We start from the raw sequence: 22975 nt of genomic DNA on the forward strand, positions 1-22975 counted from the left end.
CGGCGGCGCCTGGTTCCAGGCCTCTATCCGGTCGATCGCGACAATTGGCCATTACGACCATCGTCGCGCCCTTGTCGACCGGCGTCGGTACGGGCATCGAGACCGGCCAATCACAGAGGTCGATGCATGTCCGCTCGCAATCATCATGACGTCCTGATCGTCGGGGCCGGCCATGCCGGTGCGCAGGTCGCGATCGCGTTGCGGCAACGCGGCTATGCGGGGACGATCGGGCTGATCGGTGACGAGACGTCGCCCCCCTATGAGCGGCCGCCACTGTCGAAGGACTATCTGGCCGGCGAAAAGGCGTTCGATCGCATCCTGTTGCGCCCTGCCAGCTTCTGGGGGGAGCGCGGGATCACGCTGATCCCCGGGCGTCGCGTCAGCCAAGTCGACGCGGCCGCGCACTGCGTCAGCCATGTCGACGCGCAGGCAAGCGAGAACGCCGACGAGACGAGCCTGCACTATGGCACGCTCGTCTGGGCCGCGGGGGGATCGCCGCGGCGGCTGGGGTGCGACGGGCATGATCTCGCCAGGGTCCACGGGGTGCGGACGCGCGACGATGTCGACCGGATGATCGCCGAACTGCCGGGCGTCACGCGGGTCGTGGTCGTCGGGGGCGGCTATATCGGGCTGGAGGCGGCGGCGGTGCTGACCAAGCTCGGTAAGCAGGTGACGGTCCTCGAAGCGCAGGACCGGGTGCTTGCGCGGGTGGCGGGGGCGGCGCTGTCGCGTTTCTACGAGGCCGAGCACCGCGCGCACGGCGTCGACCTGCGGACCGGCGTGACGGTGGCGGCGATCGAGGGCGTCGACGGAGCCGCGTCGGGCGTGCGGCTGGCGGACGGTACGGTGCTGCCGTGCGAAATGGTCATCGTCGGGATCGGCATCGTGCCCGCGGTCGCGCCGCTTATCGCCGCAGGCGCCGGTTCGGCGGGCGGTAACGGGGTGATGGTCGACGCGCAGTGTCGCACGAACCTGGCCGATGTCTTTGCGGTCGGGGATTGCGCGGCGCATGCCAGTCGCTTTGCCGGCGGGGACGTGATCCGCGTGGAATCGGTGCAGAATGCGAACGACCAGGCGGCGATCGTCGCCAAGGCGCTGACGGGCGTGGAGGAGGCGTATGGTGCGGTGCCGTGGTTCTGGTCGAACCAGTATGACCTGAAGCTGCAGAGCGTCGGGCTGTCGACGGGGCATGATCTTGCGCTGCTGCGCGGCGACCCGGCGAGCCGCAGCTTCTCGGTGGTGTATCTGAAGGGGGGCCGCGTGGTCGCGCTCGACTGCGTCAACAAGACGCGGGATTATGTGCAGGGGCGCGCGCTGGTCGTCGCGTCGGCGGAGGTCGAGCCGGCGCTGCTGGCCGATATCACGGTCGACCTGAAGACGCTGGTGCCCGTGGATTGACGTCCGACCCGGCGGCGTGAAGCGTGAACCGCGTCATCTCTGACGGGCGGCCGAGCCGGACCGCGAAGCCCGGCCACAACCCGGTGCCGTTGCCGACATAGAGCGTCATCCCCGCGACGTCGTAGCGGCCGGACACGAACCCGCCATTGGCGCGCGCGAATAGCCGGTCGAAGCCGGGCGCGACGCCACCATGCGTATGCCCCGACAGCTGGAGCGCGACGCCGTGTGCCGCGGCGTTGCGCGCATTGCGGGGCTGGTGATCGAGCAGCAGTATCGGTGCCCCCGCGGGCGCGCCGCGCAGCGCGCTGTCGAGATCGGGACCGGGCTGGCCGACCGAGGGGGCGGAGAGATCGGTGAGCCCTGCGAGCACGAGCTGCGCGTCGCCGCGGGACAGCACGGCATGGCTGTTGGGGAGCATGCGGAAGCCGAGTCCGTCGAGGTGCCGCATCCAGGCGGCGTAATCGAAGAAATATTCGTGATTGCCCGACATCGCATAGACGCCGTCGGGGGCGCGGAGCGCGCGCAGCGGGGCGACGTCGGCGCGGCGCATCGCGACCGATCCGTCGATGAAATCGCCGGTAACGACGATCAGGTCCGTGCCCGCCGCATTGGCGCGGGTGACCACCGCCTCGGCCCAGCGTGCGGGGAACAGCCGGCTTATGTGAAGATCGGTGAGCTGGAGGATGCGATACCCCTCGAACTGCGGCGGCAGGTCGGCGATCGTGACCGCGACGTCCTTGACCGGCGGCACGCGCAGCGCGTTCGAGACCCCGATCGCGGAGATCAGTGCCGCGAGCCCCGCGATCGCATAGCGCAGCCCGTCGGGCGCGGCGGTGGTGCTGCGACGCAGGATCGCGGTCGCGAGCGTGCCGATGTCGAGCAGCAGCTGGAGCATCGCGAGCAGCACGATCGCCGCGAACGCCCAGTTGAACAGGATGACGACGCCGCGCGGAAACTCGGGCGCGAAGATCGATCCCGAGGACAGCCGGTTCCAGAAATGGAACTGCGAGGCGACCAGCAGCAGCAGCGCCACGCCGGCCTTGAGCCAGAGCGACATCGACAGCGGCCAGAGCCAGCGGGCAAGGACGACCAGGCAGGGCGTCGCGAAAATGAGATTGAAAATGACGGTCTCCGTTCGTCCCCGCGCCGCCTGTGGGGGAGTTGGCCGTGCGTCGCAAGGCCCGCCGGACCCGCCGGCGCGAGCAGACCGGTCAGCCGCTCGCGGGTGGGCGCGCGGTCGAACGGCGCACCGTCAGTTCCGCCGCGACCGTGATCGGTGCGTCCGGCGGAGGATCGCCCGCCAGCCCGGCGATGATCAGGCTCACCGCGCGCGCCGACGCCTCGGCGATCGGCTGGACGATCGCGGTTAACGGCGGGTGGGCGAGGCGGATGATCGGCGTGTCGTCGAAGCTGATCAGCGATAGATCCTCGGGCACGCGCCGCCCGGTTTCGCGCGCCAGTTCGAGCGTCGCGAGCGTCATCTGGTCGTTGCTGCCGATGATCGCGGTCGGCGGCTCGGAGAGCGCGAGCAGCGTCCGGGCGGCGGCCCGGCCCGAGGCATGGCTGAAATCCCCCGATGCGAGCAGATCGGTGCTGTCGATCCCTGCATCCTCCATCGCCGCGCGCCAGCCATCGACGCGCCAGCCGCTGAGTTCATATTCGGCAGGCCCGGCGATGAAGCCGATCCGCCGGTGGCCGAGCGCGACGAGATGCTCGGTCGCGATCCGCGCCGCGCGCGCGTCGTCCATCATCAGGCGGACGCCGGGCCCTTCGCTGATCGAGCCGATCCGCACGAACCGGATGTCCTGCGCCGCGAGCAGATCGATGATCAGCGGATTGCCCGAATGCGGCGGGGTGAGGATCACGCCGTCGGGCTGCAGCGCCGCGATCGCGCCCAGCAGCTCGCGTTCGATATGATCGCTATGCGTATCGACCAGCTCGACGATCAGGCGATAGCCATGTTCGGCGCAGGTCAGCATCCCGCCGAGCAGCATCTGGTCGACCCAGTCGGTCCCCTGCCGCGCGCGCCAGTCGGCGATCGTGCGTTCGCGGTCGTTGAGCGCGAGGATCAGATAGGAGCGCGAACCGCCCATCCGCTGCGCGGCGATCGAGGGGACATAGCCGAGCCGGTCGATCGACGCCTGCACACGCTCGGCCATTTGCGGGCGGACGCCGGTCTCCTTGTTGACGACGCGACTGACCGTCTGCAGCGAGACGCCGGCGTCCGCTGCAACATGCTTGATCGTCACGGCCTGACGGCGCCTAGCCAAGATGCGGGGATCCCGCCGAGGCGGACGGCGCTGTGCTGCAGTAGTGCGCGACATAGGCGGCATGGTCGGGCAGCGCGTCGACGGTCGCGTTGGTCGTGTCGCGCAGCCCGCCGAGCAGCCGGACAAGTTCGTCGTCGCGCATCTTGGTCGCGATCGGGTGATAGCTCTCCGGGACGATGCCCTGGCCGAGCATCACCTGCACCCAGCTGTTTTCGGCGAACAGTTCGTCATTTTTGCGGAAGACGCGGCCGGTTTCGCGAAACAGTGCGATCTTGTGCGCGAGCGAGTCGGGCACCGGCATCGACGCGCATTGCCGCCAGAAGGCGCTGTCGCGGCGGTTGGTCGCCTTGTAGTGGAGGATCAGGAAATCGCGGATCTGCAGCATGTCGGTATGCTGCTGTTCGTTGAATTCGGCGACGTCGCGCGGGCTGATCCCGGCCGATGGGAACATCCGCAGGAGACGGAGGATGGCGCGCTGGATCAGATGGATGCTCGTCGATTCGAGCGGCTCCATGAACCCGCCGGACAGGCCGATCGCGACACAGTTGCGATGCCATTGCTGGCGTCGCGCGCCGGTGACGAAGCGGATCCTGTTCGGCTCGGTCAGGGTCGGTCCCTCGACGGTGCCGAGCAGACGCTCGAGCGCGGCATCGTGATCGAGATAGCGGCTGCAATAGACGATGCCGTTGCCGGTGCGGTGCTGCAGCGGGATGCGCCACTGCCATCCGGCATCGTGCGCGATCGCACGGGTATAGGGCAGCGCCGGCCGGACGCTCTCGGTCTGGACCGCGATCGCGGAATCGCACGGCAGGAAATGCGTCCAGTCGTCGAACCCGGCATGCAGCGCCTGTTCGATCAGCAGCGCGCGAAAGCCGGTGCAGTCGAGGAACAGGTCGCCCTCGATCCGTGCGCCGGAGTTGAGCGTCAGCGCGGCGATGTCGCCGCTTTCGCCGTTCAGCTCGACCTGCGCGATCCGGCCTTCGACCCGGGTCGTGCCGTCGGCCTCCGCCATCTTGCGCAGGAAGCGGGCGTAGAGGCCTGAATCGAGCTGATAGGCATAGTTCATCCGGCCATCGGGAAGATGCGCGAACTTGCCCTGCAGTGCGGCGCGCAGTTCGAGGCAGTAATCGTCGAACGGCTGATGATGGCCGCGGGTCAGCCCGTGCAGCCAGAAATGCTGGAAGCCCGCGGACCAGTGATCCTTGCCGGTCGTGCCGAACGAATGGAAATAGGTGTCGCCGCGATCCTTCCAATTGTCGAACAGGATGCCGAGCTTGAACGTCGCCTGCGTCTCTCGCATGAACTCGGCTTCGTTGATCCCGAGCAGGCGGTTGAACGTCACGATCGGCGGGATCGTCGATTCGCCGACGCCGACGGTGCCGATCGCCTCGGATTCTACCAGCGTCACCGCGACGGTGCGGCCCATCGTCCGCGCGATCGCGGCGGCGGCCATCCAGCCGGCGGTGCCGCCGCCGGCGATGACGACGCGGTGGATCGGGGGCGTGGTCATCGGCTGAGTGCTCGCAGGAGGAAGGCGCGCAGCTTGCCTGCGCTGTCGGGGGTGAGCGGGGCGAGGACGCCGCGTTCGGGCTCGGGGATATGCGCCGCGACCGCGGGGTCGTCCGAAAAGACATAGTGATCGAACATGGCGCGCCAGTGACGTTTCTCGTCCTCGGGCAGGTCGCGGATCGCGAGCAATGCGTGGTTGAGCGCATCCTGTGGCTGGCCGAGCCAGCGGGGTGTGTCGCGCCACCAGTAGTTCACCAGCACGTTGAAGTCCGAAAGCCCCTCGACATGGTGCCACCACAGGGCCGGAATGTAGAGCGCGTCGCCGGCGTCGAGCTCGGCGACCTGCGCCTGCGCCAAGGCGTCGCGGAAGCCGGGAAAGGCGGCGAAGTCGGGGTCGTGGAAGTCGACCATGCTCACCGCGCGGCCCGCGGGGGTATTGTCGACCGGCCCGAGATAGAGATTGCGGAACTGGTCGCGCGGAAACAGCGTGAAGCGGCGACGACCGACCGCGACGCAGGCGAGGTTATCGGGCGCGTCGTTATGTGCCGCGATCCGCGTCGGCGTTCCCATCCATATGCTCGCGAGCGGTGTGCGGTCGCCGAGATCGACGTGATTGGCCTCGTGCAGTCCGGTGAAGAAATTCTGCATGTCGATCGAGGCGAGATAGATGGACGGTGCGCCGTCGACCCCCTCATTCTCGGTCATCCGCGCAAAGATCTCGGGCAGCGGCGCGCGCATCATCTGGAAGTTCATGCCCTGCATGTCGCCGTAGAACAGCCGGCCGCCACTCTGTGACGCACCGACCGAGACGGCAAAGGGCGTGGGCCGGGCATGGCGTTCGATATAATCGCGCGCCGCGCGTCCCGATTGCTGACCGGCCTCGACCATCGGCCAGTCGGCGACGAGCCCTCGGACGATGAACGGCGTCGTCGCTTCGCGCAACAGCGTGTCGAGCGCCGCCGGCCCGCTGATGTCGACTTCGCGGATCCGCGGCAGGGCAGCGAAGATCCCCGCGGTGCCGGCGTCAGCCATGCGCGAGCCGTCGGTTCTTGCGCGCGACGAGATCCCCGATCTGGCCGAGCGAGGCGAGCGCCATGAAGATCGGCAACAAATGGCCTTCGGCGTGGAGCTCGGCGACGGATGCGGGGTCGAGCGCTTCCAGGCGATCCTCGTCGATGACGTGATAGCCGACCAGGCGGTTCTTCGATCCGTCCTCGAGCGTGACGTCGAGCGTCAGCGGTTCGAGCAGGTCGTGGCGCTGGAGCGCGGCGAAGAACGCGGTCGCGGCGACATAATCCTCGTCGAGCGCGCGCAGTTGATCGGCGATGCGTTCGAGAAACGGCGTCGGGCGACCGGTATCGTCGAACACGCGCATGCCTTCGCCCGCGCCAATCCGCGGGCTCGCCAGGTCGATATGCACCTGGCGCAGCGACGAGCCTTCCGGCCCCCGACCGACGAGGAAGGGCTGGCTGTCGATCGCGAGCGGGCGATAGCGGGCATCCCAGCGCCCGCCCTCGAGAAACAGGTTTTCGCCCGCCTCGAACCCGAATATCGCGAGCGCGGTGAAGCCGTCGCGGGTCTGGTCGCGCTGGAACAGGATCGGATAGTGCGTCTGGACGCGCCGGAATTCGCTGGGGACAGTGATGCACGCCATCACGGCGTCGCCCAGCGCATCCGACCGGTCGGTGCGGATCCGCAGGTCGCTGTGATCTTCGGGCGTCAGGATCGCGTGGTCGGGCATCAGGCTCTCGTTTCCATGGTAGCGCTTGTCATCGCATGCCGCAGGGCATTGAGATAGGCGCGATTGGTCGGCAGGGCGGCGGCGAGCATGCGACCGTGCCGGTCGACCTGCTGCACCAGCATGTCGGCGGCCCCGCGCGCGCCCGTCCGGACAGGCGTGCGGCGCGGCGCGGGAAAGCCCATGCCGTATAGCACGTATTGATAGCTCGCCGCGGGAAAGATCTCGTCGACCATCGGGAAGTCGGCGTGCGACGGGGGCTGGTCGGCCCATAGCTGGAGCAGCTCGGCGAGACGCGGCGGGATCGACCCGGAGTCGCGGTGGTCGCACCAATAGGGTTCGTCGCGCTGGCTGAGGACATAGTGCAGCTTGAGGAACTCGACGATCCGGTCCCAGCGATAGCGGAACAGCGTGTTGAAGCGCGCGGCGTGGAGATCCATCGTGCGGCGCGTGGCCGGGAAATTGTCGAGCAGCGCCTCGACCGAGAGCTCGACGAGCACGATCGCGGATGCCTCGAGCGGTTCGAGGAACCCGGCGGACAGACCGATGGCAAGGCAGTTGCGATGCCAGAAGCGGTCGCGGTGACGCGACTGGAACCGCAGGGGGCGAAAGTCGGGGAGTGGTGCGTCGGGGGCGGTCGCGCGCAGATAGCGGGTGAGCGTGTCGGCCGCCGCGTCGTCGTCGAGATGCGCGGACGAATAGACGCAGCCGATGCCGCGGCGCGCGGGCAGGCCGATATCCCAGATCCAGCCCGCGGCGTGCGCAGTGGCATTGGTCTGCGACGCGATCGCGCTGTCGGCGGCGACCGGCAGCTGGACTGCGAGCGCGCGGTCGTTGAAGAGTTCGCGTCCGCGGTCGATCGTGCCGACGCCGTAATGCTCGCCGATCAGAAGTGCGGCATGACCCGTGCAGTCGAGGAACAGGTCGCCGTCGATCCTGCCCGATGCGCGCGTGCGGACCGCAGAGATGTCGCCATCGGCCACGCCATCGACGCCGACGACATGGTCGCGCAGGTGGCGCACCCCGAGCCGTTCGGTCGCGTGGCGGGCGAGCAGGGCGGCGAACTTGCCGGCATCGAGATGATAGGCATAGTTCAGCGTGCCCGCATAATCGGGCATCGCGCGCTGACGCGGGGCAAGGTCCTGGCTGCAGACGGCATGTTGCGCACAGAGCGCTTCGGCAAAGGCCAGACCGCTGTCGGACCAGGCCGAGGCGAGATCGCGGGGGGCTGCATCGGCGGGGGTCGTGAAGGGGTGGAGATAGCGGTCGTCGGGCGCGCCGGTGCGCCAGCCGTCGAACCGCGAACCCTGTTTGAACGCGGCATCGCAGGCGAGGAGGAATTCGGTTTCGGAGATGCCGATCCGTTCGAGCGTACGGCGCATCGTCGGCCACGTGCCTTCGCCCACGCCGATCGTCGCGACGTCAGGCGATTCGATCAGGGTGACCTGAAGCGGGTACTCCGTATCGCGGTCCGCGCGGGCGGCGATGAGGCACGCGGCGAGCCATCCGGCGGTGCCACCGCCGACGATCACGATCGACGTGATCGCGCGATCCATGTCCAGCCCGTCAGTTTGCATGTCCGATACTGTCATTCTGTGCCGCCCGGGCGCCGAAAAGACCACCCCCCGCGGGGGAGTGGTCGTTCCGTAGGCCGGCGGCGCCGCGGGTCAGAAGTTGAACCGCAGGCCGGCTGCGTAGCGGGCATAGCCCGGCTGCGCGAAGGTGGCGAAATTATCCGAGCGCCGGTGACCGCGACGGCCCTGGCCGGTGAGGTTGATGACCTCGCCGAACACGGCCAGCCCCGTGGTGACCTGATAGCTCGCACTGGCGTCGACCTGCCCATAGGATTCGACATAGAGCGGATCAAAGGCGCCGCCGGCATAGAATTGGCCGCGCCAGTTATAGGCCACACGCGCCTGGATGCCGTTCTTGTCGTAATAGGCGACCGCGTTGGCGCTGTCGCTGAGCCCGGTCAGCGCGAACTGGCCGATGTTCGGATCGAGCGTGTTGTCATATTTCGCGTCGCCGTTGACGATCGTGTAGTTCAGGATGACGCCGAGCCCGGTGTTCCAGAGCCTGTGCTGCAGCGCGAATTCCCACCCGTCGATATTGGCGGTCTGGTCGCTGTTGAACGGCTGGCTCAGCTGGAAGTTGAACAGATCGTCCTCGGGCAGACCGAAGATGTTGCCGTTCAGCAGACCGGAATCGCTGGTGCCCGTGACCTGCGACGAGGCGGGGAAGTTGCGCAGGATGTAGTCGCGAACCTGGAGATTGTCCGTCGTTCCAAGTGCTGCGACCGCCTGACGATAGCGGGGGCCCGAGCCCGGGTTGCGCAGGTTGAACGCGGACGTGTTGACCTGCGTCGTGCCGATGAAGTTCTTCACGTCCTTGTTGAAATAGCCGACCGAGATGTAGCTTTCGGCACCGTAATACCATTCCGCCGACAGATCGATGTTCTTCGACTTGAAGGGGACGAGGTTCGGATTGCCCTGGCTGCCGGTGCCGCCGCCGATGCGCGGGTTCGAGTCGATGTTCAGGCCACCCTGCAGGCTGCCGTAATCGGCGCGCGTGATCGTGTGGCTGTACGACGCGCGCAGCTTGACGTTGCGGAGCGGTTCGATGTCGAAATCGACCGCGGGCAACCAGTTGTGATAGCGGCCCTTCAGCGAGGTGAACGAATTGGCGCCGTAGGTGAGCGCGAATTCGTTGGCGCCCGTCCAGCGGGTGCCGTTCGGGATCGGCACCAGCGCCGACGAGTTCACCTGCGTCTCGTCATAGCGGACGCCGCCGATGAGGTGCGCCGGCATCGAGAACATGTCGAACTTGCCGTTGAACTGAATATAGGGCGAGATCGTGCGTTCGCGGATGCGGCGATCGTTGGTGTAATTGGCAAGACAGGTACCTTCCGCCGCGACGCCCGTCTGCGGTGCGCTGCAGATCGCATATTGCGAGCGCAGCAGTTCGGCCATCTGCTCGAAATTGAACGTGTAGATCGACGGCGGCAGCGCGGGATCGTTCGATCCGGCGACACCCTTGAACTTGTCGGGCAGGCTGGTGAGGTTGAAGAAATCGTCGGGCACGGCCGCCGCGCCGAACGACGCACCGCGCGGGTCGACACCGCCCCAGGTCTCGTTCTGGATGAAGCCGTAAGCCGAGCGCACCTTGTTATCGACATAGGAGAAGCCCCAGTCGATGCTGCTCAGGAAATCGCCGTCATGGTCGTAATGACCCTTCAGCTGGAGCTGGTTGATCTCGTTCTTGAAATAGGCGTTGCGGAACGCGTTGCCGGTCGGCGTGATCAGCGACGCGTTCAGCGGGTCAATCCCGGGATACATCTGGTACGAGATGACCGGCAGGTCCTTCTCGAAATTGATGCTCTGCGACTGGACGCCGAAGATCGCGCCACCGATCGACGTGCTGCTGCCGTAATCGTTGGTCGGCTTCGACACCGCGGTCGAATGATGCGCGTCGAGCGACATCGTGACGTTGCCTGGCGCTTCCCAGGTGAGGTTGCCGCCGAGCGACTTGTTCTCGGACTTGTTCGCGGTCAGCGAGCTGCTGTACGACAGATCCTTGCCGGGCGCGAAATTCTCCGAATAGAAGACCGGGCCAGCCGCGGGGCCATCGGTCCAGGCGCTGCGCGTGTCGCCGAAGTTGAACCAGATGCCGACGCTGCTGTTGCGGACTTCGACCTTGTTGCTCGAATAGGTGAAGTCGAGCGTGGCGGTCAGCGTGTCGGTCGGCTTGGCCTGCAGCACGAGCTGACCATTGATGCGCTCGCGATCGATGTCGACGACATCGTAATTGGCGCTTTGCGGAATTTCGTAGACGTCGGTCGGGCCGGGACGGTTGGTGATGTTCGCACCGCCGGGCGTGCCGGGCTGGGCGAGCGTGCCCCAGTTGTTCTCCGCGCCGAGAAAGCCGTCGCGGAAGCCGACGCCCGCCGAATTGTTGCTCGCCTTGCGCCGCTGATACGCGCCGCTGAGCAGGACGCCGATGCGGTCGTCGGCAAAGGTGGTGGACAGGATGCCCGACACTTCGGGGGTGATCGGATCCTTGCCGTTGCGCGAGCTGTCGAGCACGCCCTTGACGGCGACGCTGCCGCGCGTGCCGGGCTTGTCGATCGGACGCGGGGTGCGGATGTTAATCGACGAGCCGATACCACCTGACGGGACCGCGGCGCGACCGGTCTTGTAGACCTCGACCGCGGCGACGCCTTCGGAGGCGAGGTTGGCGAAGTCGAACGAGCGCGAGGCGGGTGCGCTGGCCCCGTCGCCGAGCGTCGAGGTCGGCATCTGGCGACCGTTGAGCGTGACGAGGTTATATTCGGGACCGAAGCCGCGGACCGTGACGGTCGAGCCTTCGCCGTTCGAGCGATCGATCGAGACGCCGGTGATGCGCTGGAGCGATTCCGCGAGGTTGGTGTCGGGGAACTTGCCGATATCCTCGGACGAGATCGCGTCGACCACGCCCTGGCCGTTGCGCTTGATGTCGATCGCCTCGCGCAGCGATGCGCGGATGCCGGTCACGACGATGTCGTCGGTGACCGCGTTCGGATCGGCGGGCGTGGCGGGTGCGGCCTGCGGATCGATGTCGGACGGGCCGGGATTGCCGACCGTGGCTGCGGCATCCTGCGCCAGAGCGACGCCGGGAATGGCGGCGAGCGCCAGTGCCGATGTGCCGATGACAAGACGCGAAAGCGAGCGAGCCGTGAAGCCACGCATGGTAATCCTCCCTGTAGCCGACGCTATGAGTGCGCCTTCCGTGTGAACGTTCACTTTCCCTTTTCGCGATTCGTGTCAAGGATTTGGACTGCTGGTTGTGAACGTTCACTAAATATGCTGAGAACAGTGACAATGGTGCCACAGCCCGGCCGGATGCGTGTCGCAGTCTGCAGGGGGAGGCGGAAAACCGGAAGGGAATGAGGATGTCGACGGGGTATCGGGCGCTGATGCTGGGCGTATCGCTGATGGGGATCGCCGCCATGGTCGAGGCGCGCGAGACGCCTGTGAAGGTTGCTCCGCCCAAGGCGCCAGCGACGGCGGCGCAGGACGCCGGACCCGATGCGCGACGGCGGGCCGAGGCGATCGTCGCGCGGATGACGATCGACGAGAAGATCAAGCTGGCACACGGCCTGTTCCCGCCGATGGCGGCGGGCAAGACGACGGACACGCTGATCCCGTCGGCGGGTCATATCGACGGCATCGCGCGGCTAGGCGTGCCGCTGGTCCGCGAGAGCGACGCGTCGCTCGGCGTCGCCAACCAGGTGGAACAGCGCAAGGGTGACGTGGCGACCGCGCTGCCGTCGGGACTGGCGACCGCGGCGAGCTTCGACCCCGAAATCGCGCGCGCAGGCGGCGCGATGATCGGCGCGGAGGCGCGGGCGAAGCGGTTCAACGTGCTGCTGGCAGGGGGCGTCAACCTGACGCGCGATCCCTGGAACGGGCGCAACTTCGAATATCTCGGCGAGGATCCGCTGCTGGCAGGGTCGATGGCGGGAGCGCATATCGCCGGGGTCCAGTCGAACCACATCGTCTCGACGGTCAAGCACCTCGCGCTCAATGCGCAGGAGACCGGTCGCATGGTCGTCGACGCGCGGATCGGCGAGGCCGATCTGCGGATGAGCGACCTGCTCGCGTTCCAGATCGCGATCGAGCGCGGGAAACCGGGATCGGTGATGTGCGCGTACAACAAGGTCAATGGCGACTGGGCGTGCGAGAACAAGCATCTGATGACCGACGTGCTCAAGCGCGACTGGGGCTATCGCGGCTGGGTGATGAGCGACTGGGGTGCGGTGCATTCGACCGCGAAGGCGGCCAATGCGGGGCTCGACCAGCAGTCGGGACAGGAACTCGACAAGGCGATCTACTTCGGCGCGCCGCTCAAGGCCGCGGTGGCCGACGGCAGCGTATCGCGGGCGAGGCTCGACGACATGATCGTCCGCTATCTGACCGGCCTGATCGAAACCGGCGCCTATGACACGCCGATGCCCGCCGCAGAGGCGCCGATCCCCTATGCCCGTCATGCCACCGTTGCGCAGGACGCGGCGGAAGCGGGGATCGTGCTGCTCAAGAACGACCGCGACATGCTGCCGATCGCGCTCACCGCCAAACGCATCGTGCTGATCGGCGGACGAGCGGACGTCGGCGTGCTGTCGGGCGGGGGATCGAGCCAGGTCCGCTCGGTCGGTGGCGCGCCGATCGAGATCCCGCTGACATCGGGGGCGGCGATGTCGTTCGCGCGCTATACCTATCACGCCTCGTCGCCGCTCAAGGCGATCACCGCGGCGATGCCGGGCGCGGTGGTGACCTTTGTCGACGGCAAGGACACGGATGCGGCGGCGCGCGCCGCCCGCGACGCGGACATGGCGATCGTCTTTGCGACGCAGTGGACGACCGAGGCGCAGGACGTGCCGACGCTGTCGCTGCCCGACAATCAGAACGCGCTGATCGCGGCGGTGGCGAAGGCGCAGCCGCGGACGGTGGCAGTGCTCGAAACCGGCGGACCGGTGCTGATGCCCTGGATCGATGCGGTGCCGGCGGTGCTGCAGGCCTGGTATCCGGGACAGCGCGGCGGCGAGGCGATCGCGAACATCCTGACCGGCAGGGTGTCGCCGTCGGGCCGGCTGCCGATCACCTTCCCCGCCGCCGCGTCCCAGGCGCCACGCCCGGCGCCGGTCGGTCTCGACCGGCTGACGTCGGTCGAGGCGCAGGCGGCCGCCAATCCGGCGAACGCCGCCGCGATCCAGCTCGAAAGCTTTCCCGTCGACTATGTCGAGGGCGCGGACGTCGGCTATCGCTGGTACGAAAAGCAGCGCCAGCGGCCGCTGTTCGCTTTCGGTCACGGGCTGAGCTTCACGAGCTTCGCCTATCGCAACCCGGTGGTAACCGGCGGCCGGCGGCTCAGCGTGACGTTCGACGTCGTCAACACCGGGCGCCGTGCGGGCGCGGACGTCCCGCAAATCTATGTCGCGCAGGCGGCGGCGGACGGGGCGGGGACGGCGACGCCGATGCGGCTGGCGGGTTTCACGCGGCTGACGCTGAAGCCGGGCGAGTCGCGGCGCGTGACGCTGACCGCGGAGCCGCGGGTCGTCGCGCAATATGACACCGCGCTGCCGGGCTGGCGGATTGCCGGGGGCCGCTACCGCGTCGCGCTGGCGCATGATGCCGCGGACCGGTCGCAGCTGCTGACGACGACGCTCGAGCCGATGACGATGAAACCCTGACGGGGGCGTAGACCAGCCGCGGCGGCGGCGGGGGTGGTTCGGGAGTTGCCCGACGGCGGCGAGCGGGTCACAAGGGCGCCATCGTGCCGCGTACCGTTCCCTTCTCCCCGCATGGCCGGTCGCCGTCACCCGCGCCGCGACCGGCCGCTTTCCTCCTCGTCTGCGCGCTGGCTTATGCGGGGGCGGTCGTCGGCTATCTGCCGCTGCTGACGCTGCTGCTGCCGATCAAGGTCGATCAGGTCGCGGGCGACGGTCGGCTCGATCTGCTGACGGTGACGGTGATCGCGGGAGCGATCGCGGCTAGCGTGGCGAATATCGGCTTTGGCTGGCTGGGCGACCGGTTGGTCATCCGGGGCGGAGGCCGCCGCGGGATCATGGCGGGGGGCGTCGTTGCGACGATGGCGTCTTATGCGGGGCTCGCGGCCGCGACCACGCCTGCCTTGCTGGTGGCGGGGATCGTCCTGTTCCAGGTCGCGCTGAACGCGGTGATCGCGCCGCTGATGGCGATCATCGCCGAAGAGGTGCCCGATGGCCGCAAGGGGGTCGCGGGCGGGCTGCTGGCGATGGCCAATCCGGTCGCGGCGACGCTGTCCGCCGCGCTGGTCGGGGCGAGCCGGTTCGGCGAGCCGGCGCGGTTCGTGGTCATCGCGGTCACCGTTGCCATGTGCACGCTTCCGCTCGTGATCGTGCGCGGGACGCGGCAGGCGGGAGCGCCGCCGCCGGTGTTGCGGTCGATGCTGCGGCGCGATCTGCTGCTCGCCTGGACCGCGCGGCTGCTCGTGCAGGTCGCGGGCAGCGCGCTGTTCGTCTATCTGCTCTATTATTTCGAAACCGTCGCGCCGTCGGTACCGGAGTCGGTGCTCGCCGCGCGGATGGGGACGGTGATGATCGTCGCCTATAGCGTGCCGCTGCCGATCGCAGTGCTGGTCGGCCGGCTTGCCGACCGGACCGGGCGGACCAAGCCGTTCCTGTTCGCGGCAGCGCTGATCGCGGCGGCGGGGCTGATCGCGATGATGGCGGCGCGCGACTTCACCAGCGGTGCGGCGGCGTTCTGCGTCTATACGGGCGGGACGTCCGTCTTCCTGGCGCTGCACGCGGGCTTTGCGATGCAGCTGTTGCCGAGCGCGCGGCACCGGGGACGCGACCTCGGGCTGCTCAACCTCGCCAACACCCTGCCCGGGCTGCTCGGGCCGGTGATCACCTGGGCGCTGGCGACGCCGCGCGATTTCGATGCGGTGCTGGTCGTGCTCGCGGTGCTGACGCTGGGCGGGGGGATGATCCTGCTCGCCGCGCGGGGGCGGCGCTGAGGCCGATCCGGGCCCGGCCTCGGCGCAGCCGCGATCAGCGGCGTGACCGGCTCGGGGCAGGGCGCCAGTAGCGGACATAGTCGACCGCCATGCGCTGCGGGAAGGCGGTGTCGTCGATCCCCTTCTGCCCACCCCAGTCGCCGCCGACCGCAAGGTTGAGGATCAGGTCATAGGGCCGGGTGAACGGCCAGGCCGCCTTGCCGCCGGGCTGGTCATTGGCGACGCGCATGACCGCGCGGCCGTCGACGCCGATCGTGATGACATCGGCGCGCCAGTCGAGCTGATAGCGATGATAGCGGGTGCAGGCGGTCGGCACGCGCTTCTGCGCGCCGCGCTGCGTGCCCTTGGTGTGGTTGAACGCGCCGCTGTGCACCGTCGCATGGACGACGTTCGGGTCCCATCCGACCAGCTCGACGATGTCGATCTCGCCCTCGTCGGGCCAGCGGCCGCCGCTCGGCAACAGCCAGACCGCGGGCCAGCTGCCGCGACCGCAGGGCAGCATCGCGCGGACTTCGTAGAAGCCATAGCCGCGAGGCACCCGCGAGACGAGCTTAGCCGAGCTGTAGCTCTGGCCGCCCCAGTCGGGGAAGCGTGCCTTGGACAGCGTCTCGCGACGCGCCTCGATGATCAGCGAGCCCTTTTCGATCCGCGCATTCCGGGGCCGGTCCTTGGCATAATATTGGCGCTCGTGATTGGCCCAGCCCTCGGCATTGCGCGAGGTGTCGAACCGCCATTTGCGGCGATCGATCGTTCGCCCGTTGAATTCGTCGGCAAAGGCGGGCGTCGTTTTGGGTGTCGGCATCGGTGCGTCGAGCCCGTAATTGGTCGCGCCGAGCGTCGCGGCCTGCGCGGCCAGCAGCAGGAGGATCATCGTGTCACCGCCGTCGGGAAGTTCGCGGGTTTGCGCTTCGGGGCGGGGTCAAAACACATGGGGGACGCTCTCCATCATGCCCCGGATCGTCGCCGCGACGTGCGGACGCGAGCCGGTGGCGTGACGGGTCTAGGGCAGCTCCGCGGCAAGCTCAACCGGGCGGCTTCCCCACGCGCAGGGCGTTTTGCAGGAGGACGCCGTGCACACTAGAACTGGCCGCCGATATTGAAGGTGATCAGCTTGCTGTCGTCGCCATCGGCCTTGAGCAGTGCCTTGGCGAGATCGATCCGCAGCGGGCCGAACGGGGAGGCCCAGTTGACGCCTATGCCGACAGACAGCCGCGGGCTGGCGCTATTGCCCGTATAGGTCTCGCGATAGGCGCCGAGCGAATAGCTGTAGGGCGTGCCGGTGTTGGTCGTGGTGCTTGCGCCGGCGGAATCGAGATAGAGCAGATTGCCGGCGCTGTCGGTATATTGGCGGGTCGCGGCGACGCACGCGATCGAGGTCGCGTTCGCGGCGGCACAGCTGTCGGTCAGCGTCGGCGTCCTGCCGCCGAACACCGCGCCGACGTCCATGTAGACGGAGGGGCGCAGGCCGAGTTCGCGCGCGCCCGAGCCCAGCGGGAGCTCGACCTCGAGGCGGGCCTGGTAATAGGCGGTGCCGCCCAGCGCGGTCTGCGTGTTCGAACTGCTGTCGGTCGAGATCGTCGCGGGGATCGTGCTGGTGTCGTAATAGGTCCGCGTCACGCGCGGCCCAACGCCGCGGATATCGAAGCCGCGCATCTGCGGGTCGCCCAGATAGAAGCGGTCGGTCAGTCGCACCTGTTGCCCGAGCCCCCTGATATAGCCGCCCTCGGCATGCGCGGTGAGGATGAAGCGCGAGCCGAGATCGACATATTTCGAATAGTTGGCGGTGCTGCGGAGATACCGCGTGTCGCCGCCGAGGCCGGCGAAATCCTGGCTGACGCTGAATTTGCTGCCCTTGGACGGGCGGGTGCGGCTGTTGGTGCTGTCGAACACCAGCGAATAGCCGATCGACGAGGTCCAGCGATTGCCGACCGCGTCGCACAGATACTGGCCGGCAACCGCGGGATCGCACGCGCCGTTGGTGTAATAGGTGTCCGCATCGAGCGTGACCTGATCATAGGACAGGCCGTAGCGTGCGGTGGCCGACCAATATTCGGTCAACGGTACCGCCGCGCGGATCTGGAATCCGGTCGAGATCTGTTCATAGGTCGTGCTGTCGGTGTCGCCGGTGGTGCTGTACGAGCTGTAATCCCGTCGGAATATGTCGCCGCCCAGCGCGATGTTGGTGTCGAACAGATAGGGTTCGGTGAAGCCGAGATTGACCGATTTCGAATAGCTCGAATAGCTGACCCCGGCCCGTAGCTCCTGTCCCATGCCGCGGAAGTTGCGCTGGGTGATCGTGGCGGACGCGATGAAATTCTCCAGACTGGAATAGCCGGCCGAGAGCTGAAGCTCGCCGCTCGATTTTTCCTCGAGGTTGGTCTCGAGGATGACGCGATCGGGCGCGGAGCCGGGCTTCTGCTTGATCTCCGTCTTGTCCTGAAAATAGCCGAGCGAATTGATCCGGTCCTCCGAGCGTTTGACCTGGAAGCTGTTGAACGCGTCGCCCTCCGCCAGGCGGATCTCGCGCCGCACGACCTTGTCCTTGGTTTGTGTGTTGCCGTTGATCTCGACGCGTTCGACATAGGTTCGCTTGGCTTCGGCGATGTTGAGGTTGATCCCCATCGTCAGCGTGTCGGCGTCCTTCTGGAACTCCGGATTGACCTCGGTGAAGGCGTAGCCGAACAGGCCGGCGGTCTGGCTCAGGCTGTCGACCGCGTCCTCGACCTGCTTGGCGTTGTACCAGGCGCCTTTCTTGAGCGGCAGCGTCGCGGCGAGCTTGCTGCTGTCGAAGTCGCGGATCTGGCTGTCGACGGTGACGTCACCGAATGTGTAGCGTTTGCCCTCCTCGACCACATAGGTGATGATGAAGTCCTTCTTGTCCGGGGTGAGTTCGGCGACCGCGGACGTCACGCGGAAGTCGGCATAGCCCTGCGTCAGGTAGAATTGCCGCAGCTTCTGCTGGTCGTAGCTCAGGCGATCCTGGTCGTAGCTGGTTGCGGACGACAGCATGCGGCTGAGCCGTGCCTGTTTGGTCGCCATCTGCCCGCGAATTTGTGCGTCCGAAAACACGCTGTTGCCGAGGATGTTGATCTGGCGGACCTTCGATTTCGGGCCCTCGCTGACCTCGAAGACGATGTCGACGCGGTTCTGATCGAGGCTGACCATCTTCGGATCGACCATCGCGGCGAAGCGGCCCTGCCGGCGATAGAGTTCGACGATCCGCGCGACATCCTGCCGCACCGCGCTGCGCGTGAAGATCTGCCGCGGTGCGAGCCTGATCTCCTTGGTGATCTTGTCGCTCTTGAGCGCCTTGTTGCCCTCGACGACGATGCGGTTGACGATCGGGTTCTCGCGGATGCGGACGACGATATTGCCGTCCTCGACGCCGGCGATCGAATAATCGGCGAACAGGTCGCTCGCCTGAAGATCCTTGAGCGCCTGATCGAGCGTCTCCGCCGTATAGGGGATGCCGGCGCGCAATTTGGTGTAGCTCAGCACGGTCTCGGGCTCGATCCGCTGCGCGCCCTCGATGCGCAAGGTTCGGATCGTCCGGACGGCGGCACCGGCTGGTGGCGTCGGGGCGGGGGGCTTCGCATGCTGGACGGGCGCTGCGACCGCCGTGCCGCCGATCGTGCCGGCCAAGGCTAGGGCCATCGTACTGGCGCCAAATTCGAACATCATGGGGAGGTCTCCGGGTGAGACCGGGCGCCTGGGCGGGCGATGTTTCCGGCGGATGGCGCGCGCCGGCCGGATTGCAACACTGGGTCACCAACGAGCGCGACCGCGCGGTCGCCGGGACCGGCTGACACATGGAGCAAGTGGCGGGAAATGTTCGGGACATGGTCGCTGGCTAGAGCGCCGTGCGGGCCAATCGGCTCGCCCCTTCATCCTGCGAGGACCATCGCCATGCGTGTCGCCATCAAATCCGTCCCGTCATCCGCGCCGATCAGCGCGCCGACGCTGCCGCCGCTCGTCGACAATCCGTTCGCGCCCGAAGTCTTCGCCACGGGGCTCGCCGGGCTCGCCAATCTGTCGGGCGTGATCGTGCTGACGCTGGAGAGCGCGCGGTGCGATCACACGCGCGACGCGCCGTCGGTCGAGCGGGTCGTCGTCGGGCGGGTCGCGCTGACCAGCGGGGCTGCGCAGGATCTGGTCGCGGCGCTGAACCAGTTCCTCGAGCAGCAGGGGCTGAGCCCAAGCAAGGCGATGGCCGCCGGGTCGACGTTCCAATGAGCCGCGCGACCGTGCCGCCCCAAGCCGGTATCCGCGGGTCGTCGGCCACCGGCTTGGCCGTGGCGATCGAAGCGCTGCGGTTTGGCGTTCGAGTACAGAGCCGAGCTGTGGGTCAACGCGTGCGGAGCGTGACCGTCGTGTTCCGCCGACCGGCGGCGTGATGCTTGGCTGATGTCCGCGCTGCGATCAAAGACACGATACAGTCTTGCTTGCGACATGGTTTGTAACAAACCGTGGCTGCCTAACAACAGGTCGAACGCATGACGGTTCGATGACGACTTAGCCGTTGTCGACCCCGTCAAATCCCTGCAGCTTTGCCGGACGGACCATATCCGTCATCGCAAAAAATGCCGCGCAACCCAAAGTGTTGCGGCTCAGGGAGTATCACCATGCGTCTGGACTTTCGCAAACGCCTTCTGGCGTCCACGCTTCTGCTTGGCTTAAGTGCACCGGCCGTCGCGCAGACCGTCGACCCGGCTACGCAGGCGGTGCCTGACGACGCTGCGCCGGCCGATGGCGAGACGATCGTCGTCACCGGATCGCGGCTGGGCGGTCTCCAGTTGCAGCAGGCGTCACCGATCGCGGTGGTCAGCGCGCAGGACTTCGCACTGTCGGGCCAGCCCAATGTCGAGAATGTCCTGAAGGACCTGCCGCAGCTCGTGCCGAGCACGACGGGGGCGTCGAACAACCCCGGGGGCGGCGTGGCGACCGCGGATCTGCGCGGGCTGGGTTCGACGCGAACGCTCGTGCTCGTCGATAACCGTCGCTACGTCGCCTATGACTCGAACCAGGTCGTCGATCTGAACACCATCCCCGCCGGGCTGATCGAACGCGTCGACATCGTCAGCGGTGGCCGGTCCGCGGTCTATGGCTCCGACGCGATTTCGGGCGTGATCAACTTCGTCATGAAGAAGGATTTCAGCGGCGCGGAGGTGAATGCGAACTACCGCATCAACGAAGCGGGCGATGGCGGCACGTTCAACGGCAATTTGCTGCTCGGGGGCAATTTCGAGGACGGGCGCGGCAATGCGACGGTCTATTTCGATTATACCAAGCGCAACGGCATCCTTCAGTCGGCGCGCGACTATTCGCGACAGGCGCAGGTCGATGATGGCGAGGGTGGCCTGATCGCAGGCGGGTCGGGCTCGATCGAGGGCACGCGGTTCGCGATCGGCGGGGTGAACCGCAAGTTCGAACGCGACGGGAGCTTTTCCGCCTATAGCGCTGCGACCGACGCCTATAATTATGCGCCGTCCAACTATCTGCAGGTCCCGCAGGAGCGGTTCCTGATGAGCGCGCAGACGCATTACGACGTCAGCGATGCGCTGACCGTCTATGCCGAGGGCCAGTTCATCAACAACCGCGTGAAGAACCAGCTTGCGCCGACGCCGTTCACCGGGTCGGTCTCGCTCGACGCCGATTCCTCGTTTCTCTCCGCAGGCTCGCGCGCGCTGCTCCAGGGGCTCGATACGGATGGCGACGGCTATGTCACCTCGACCATCTACCGACGGCTGAGCGAGGTCGGCAATCGCGTGTCGAGCCTCGACAACACCGCCTATCGCACCGTGCTGGGCGCGAAGGGCGATATCGGTGGCGGCTGGAACTACGACGCCTATTACAGCTATTCGCGGACCAAATCGATCGAGAGCCAGACCGGCAACGTCTCGCGCAGCCGCGTGCTCCAGGCGCTGCGGACGACCTATGACACCGGCGGCAATCTGGTGTGTTCGGATACGAGCAACGGCTGCGTCCCGCTGAACATCTTCGGGGCGGGCAACATCAGCGACGCGGCCGCTGCGTTCATCACCATCCCCGTCCAGAATTCGAGCACGATCAGCGAGCAGGTCGCCAGCGCGTCGATCTCGAACCGCGAGCTGTTCGATCTGGGTGCGGGCCCGGTCGGGATCGTGTTCGGGACCGAATATCGCCGCGAACAGGGCAGCTACAATCCCGATTTCTCGCTGTCGTCGGGCGACGTGGTCGGCTTCAACGCGGGCGAAGGCCTGGGCGGCGGGTATAACGTCAAGGAAGTCTATACCGAGGTCGCGGTACCGTTGCTCGCGGATCTGCCCTTCGTGAAGAAGCTCGAGGTCAACGGCGCCTATCGCTATTCCTATTATTCGACCGCGGCGAAATCGGTGAACACCTATTCGGGTGGTGCGGTCTGGTCGCTGATCGACGACATCGCACTGCGCGGCCAATATTCGAGGGCAGTGCGTGCGCCGACCGTTTCGGACCTGTTCAGCGGCGCGTCGCAGGATTTTCCCGCCGCGACCGATCCGTGCACGACCGCGGTGGCGCTGACGAACACCAATCTGAATGCGAGCTGCCTGTCGAACGGTGTCGCGGCGTCGGTGATCGGCACCGCCTATGACGGCGGCAGCACGCAGATCCAGACGGTGAACGGCGGCAACCCCGCGCTGCGCGAGGAGACGTCCGACACCTATACCGCGGGCATCGTGCTCCAGCCGCGCTTCCTGCCCGGCTTCTCGTTCACCGCGGATTACTACAAGATCAAGATCGCGAACTATATCTCGACGGTCGGCACCACCAACCTGATCCGCGCCTGTTACGGCGACGCGGACAATGGCTACACGCCCTATGACGCGAGCTATTGCGGATCGTTGCCGCGCGACGCGAACAGCTTTGCGATCACCGATGCGGCCAACACGCTGGCCAATACGGGGGGCGTGACGACGCGCGGGGTCGATTTCGAGGCGCGCTACGGCCTGCCGCTCGGCTTCGGCGCGTTCGGCAGCGACACCAGCCGGCTCGACCTGCGCTTCAGCGGTACGCGGCTGATCGCGTTCGACTATAACCCGCTGGCGGCGATCCCCGACCTGACGATCGACTGTGCGGGCAAGTTCGGCCAGACCTGCGGCAATCCCTATGCGAAATGGCGGCTGTCGACGCGGGCGACCTATTCGACCGGGCCGATGACGGTATCGGTGCTGTATCGCCATCTGTCGGCGGTGAAGGACGACGACAGCGCGACGACCTATGCGGTCGAGCGGATCAAGGCCTATGATTATTTCGACCTGACCGCGGCGTTCCGGATCAAGGACGGCTTCACCTGGTCGGTCGGGGTCAACAACCTGTTCGACAAGCAGCCGCCGATTCTGGGCGACAACCAGCAACAGGCGAACACCTATCCGTCGACCTACGACCCCTATGGCCGTGCCTTCTTCGTCAGCACGAACGTAAAGTTCTAGGGGAGGCGAACCGTACAACTGTTAAAAGCCCCGCCATCCAGCGTGATGGCGGGGCTTTTTCCCGTCTGTCGTCCGGGGGGCAG

General features: G+C 67.0%; 14 protein-coding genes. 5 read left to right on the plus strand and 9 right to left on the minus strand.

The features are described from left to right. The first annotated feature begins 126 nt into the window (after positions 1 to 126). Positions 127 to 1398, plus strand: coding sequence for an NAD(P)/FAD-dependent oxidoreductase (locus tag SOM18_RS01410; RefSeq protein WP_320481172.1), 1272 nt, complete (start codon positions 127 to 129; stop codon positions 1396 to 1398). On the opposite strand, the gene SOM18_RS01415 is transcribed toward SOM18_RS01410, so the two are convergent. The 7 genes from SOM18_RS01415 to SOM18_RS01445 form a co-directional block, all read right to left on the minus strand. Continuing rightward, complete coding sequence (locus tag SOM18_RS01415; RefSeq protein WP_320481173.1) at positions 1361 to 2455, minus strand: metallophosphoesterase; 1095 nt, start codon at positions 2453 to 2455, stop codon at positions 1361 to 1363. The two genes, SOM18_RS01410 and SOM18_RS01415, sit on opposite strands and share 38 nt — an antisense overlap. Before the next feature lie 154 nt (positions 2456 to 2609). Continuing rightward, positions 2610 to 3668: a LacI family DNA-binding transcriptional regulator gene (locus SOM18_RS01420; RefSeq protein ID WP_031439276.1), complete on the minus strand. Its 1059-nt coding sequence runs from the start codon at positions 3666 to 3668 to the stop codon at positions 2610 to 2612. After that, entirely contained in the window at positions 3661 to 5178 is a 1518-nt protein-coding gene (locus SOM18_RS01425) for a tryptophan halogenase family protein (RefSeq protein WP_320481174.1), read from the minus strand. Before SOM18_RS01425 ends, SOM18_RS01420 begins: the two co-directional genes overlap by 8 nt. Next, on the minus strand, positions 5175 to 6209 hold the full coding sequence (locus SOM18_RS01430) for a cupin-like domain-containing protein (protein WP_031439278.1): 1035 nt from the start codon (positions 6207 to 6209) through the stop codon (positions 5175 to 5177). The genes SOM18_RS01425 and SOM18_RS01430 overlap by 4 nt, the downstream gene beginning before the upstream one ends. Continuing rightward, positions 6202 to 6918: a SapC family protein gene (locus SOM18_RS01435; RefSeq protein WP_320481175.1), complete on the minus strand. Its 717-nt coding sequence runs from the start codon at positions 6916 to 6918 to the stop codon at positions 6202 to 6204. The genes SOM18_RS01430 and SOM18_RS01435 overlap by 8 nt, the downstream gene beginning before the upstream one ends. Next, on the minus strand, positions 6918 to 8471 hold the full coding sequence (locus tag SOM18_RS01440) for a tryptophan halogenase family protein (protein ID WP_031439280.1): 1554 nt from the start codon (positions 8469 to 8471) through the stop codon (positions 6918 to 6920). Before SOM18_RS01440 ends, SOM18_RS01435 begins: the two co-directional genes overlap by 1 nt. A gap of 111 nt (positions 8472 to 8582) precedes the next feature. Beyond that, complete coding sequence (locus SOM18_RS01445; protein ID WP_031439281.1) at positions 8583 to 11639, minus strand: TonB-dependent receptor; 3057 nt, start codon at positions 11637 to 11639, stop codon at positions 8583 to 8585. Between the two features lie 203 nt (positions 11640 to 11842). Here SOM18_RS01445 and SOM18_RS01450 point away from each other — a divergent pair, with 203 nt between their 5' ends. Both SOM18_RS01450 and SOM18_RS01455 read left to right on the plus strand, forming a co-directional pair. Beyond that, positions 11843 to 14140 (plus strand): beta-glucosidase, encoded by a 2298-nt coding sequence (locus tag SOM18_RS01450; protein WP_320481176.1) that lies wholly within the window; start codon positions 11843 to 11845, stop codon positions 14138 to 14140. Positions 14141 to 14223: 83 nt separating this feature from the next. After that, entirely contained in the window at positions 14224 to 15447 is a 1224-nt protein-coding gene (locus SOM18_RS01455) for an MFS transporter (RefSeq protein WP_235188304.1), read from the plus strand. Between the two features lie 34 nt (positions 15448 to 15481). Here SOM18_RS01455 and SOM18_RS01460 read toward each other — a convergent pair whose 3' ends face one another. Further along, on the minus strand, positions 15482 to 16318 hold the full coding sequence (locus tag SOM18_RS01460; RefSeq protein ID WP_320481177.1) for a glycoside hydrolase family 16 protein: 837 nt from the start codon (positions 16316 to 16318) through the stop codon (positions 15482 to 15484). Between the two features lie 206 nt (positions 16319 to 16524). Then, positions 16525 to 19128 (minus strand): outer membrane protein assembly factor BamA, encoded by a 2604-nt coding sequence (bamA, locus tag SOM18_RS01465; RefSeq protein ID WP_081874178.1) that lies wholly within the window; start codon positions 19126 to 19128, stop codon positions 16525 to 16527. Between the two features lie 225 nt (positions 19129 to 19353). Between bamA and SOM18_RS01470 the strand changes: the two genes are divergently transcribed. Then, positions 19354 to 19680, plus strand: a complete 327-nt coding sequence (locus SOM18_RS01470; RefSeq protein WP_031394510.1) for a hypothetical protein — start codon at positions 19354 to 19356, stop codon at positions 19678 to 19680. A 389-nt stretch (positions 19681 to 20069) separates the two neighbouring features. Continuing rightward, positions 20070 to 22892, plus strand: coding sequence for a TonB-dependent receptor (locus SOM18_RS01475; protein WP_031439837.1), 2823 nt, complete (start codon positions 20070 to 20072; stop codon positions 22890 to 22892). The last annotated feature ends 83 nt before the right edge of the window (positions 22893 to 22975 follow it).

The organism is Sphingomonas sp. CFBP9019 (genome assembly GCF_034045155.1).
GTDB classification, from domain to species: Bacteria; Pseudomonadota; Alphaproteobacteria; order Sphingomonadales; family Sphingomonadaceae; genus Sphingomonas; species Sphingomonas aerolata.

What these genes read in the sequence shown, in the direction of transcription:
- SOM18_RS01440 (WP_031439280.1), bottom strand. Translation starts at nt 8,471, where the DNA reads ATGGATCGCGCGATCACGTCGATCGTGATCGTCGGCGGTGGCACCGCC.
- SOM18_RS01430 (WP_031439278.1), bottom strand. Translation starts at nt 6,209, where the DNA reads ATGGCTGACGCCGGCACCGCGGGGATCTTCGCTGCCCTGCCGCGGATC.
- SOM18_RS01435 (WP_320481175.1), bottom strand. Translation starts at nt 6,918, where the DNA reads ATGCCCGACCACGCGATCCTGACGCCCGAAGATCACAGCGACCTGCGG.
- SOM18_RS01450 (WP_320481176.1), top strand. Translation starts at nt 11,843, where the DNA reads ATGTCGACGGGGTATCGGGCGCTGATGCTGGGCGTATCGCTGATGGGG.
- SOM18_RS01460 (WP_320481177.1), bottom strand. Translation starts at nt 16,318, where the DNA reads ATGATCCTCCTGCTGCTGGCCGCGCAGGCCGCGACGCTCGGCGCGACC.
- SOM18_RS01425 (WP_320481174.1), bottom strand. Translation starts at nt 5,178, where the DNA reads ATGACCACGCCCCCGATCCACCGCGTCGTCATCGCCGGCGGCGGCACC.
- SOM18_RS01470 (WP_031394510.1), top strand. Translation starts at nt 19,354, where the DNA reads ATGCGTGTCGCCATCAAATCCGTCCCGTCATCCGCGCCGATCAGCGCG.
- SOM18_RS01415 (WP_320481173.1), bottom strand. Translation starts at nt 2,455, where the DNA reads ATGTCGCTCTGGCTCAAGGCCGGCGTGGCGCTGCTGCTGCTGGTCGCC.
- SOM18_RS01410 (WP_320481172.1), top strand. Translation starts at nt 127, where the DNA reads ATGTCCGCTCGCAATCATCATGACGTCCTGATCGTCGGGGCCGGCCAT.
- SOM18_RS01445 (WP_031439281.1), bottom strand. Translation starts at nt 11,639, where the DNA reads ATGCGTGGCTTCACGGCTCGCTCGCTTTCGCGTCTTGTCATCGGCACA.
- SOM18_RS01475 (WP_031439837.1), top strand. Translation starts at nt 20,070, where the DNA reads ATGCGTCTGGACTTTCGCAAACGCCTTCTGGCGTCCACGCTTCTGCTT.
- bamA (WP_081874178.1), bottom strand. Translation starts at nt 19,128, where the DNA reads ATGATGTTCGAATTTGGCGCCAGTACGATGGCCCTAGCCTTGGCCGGC.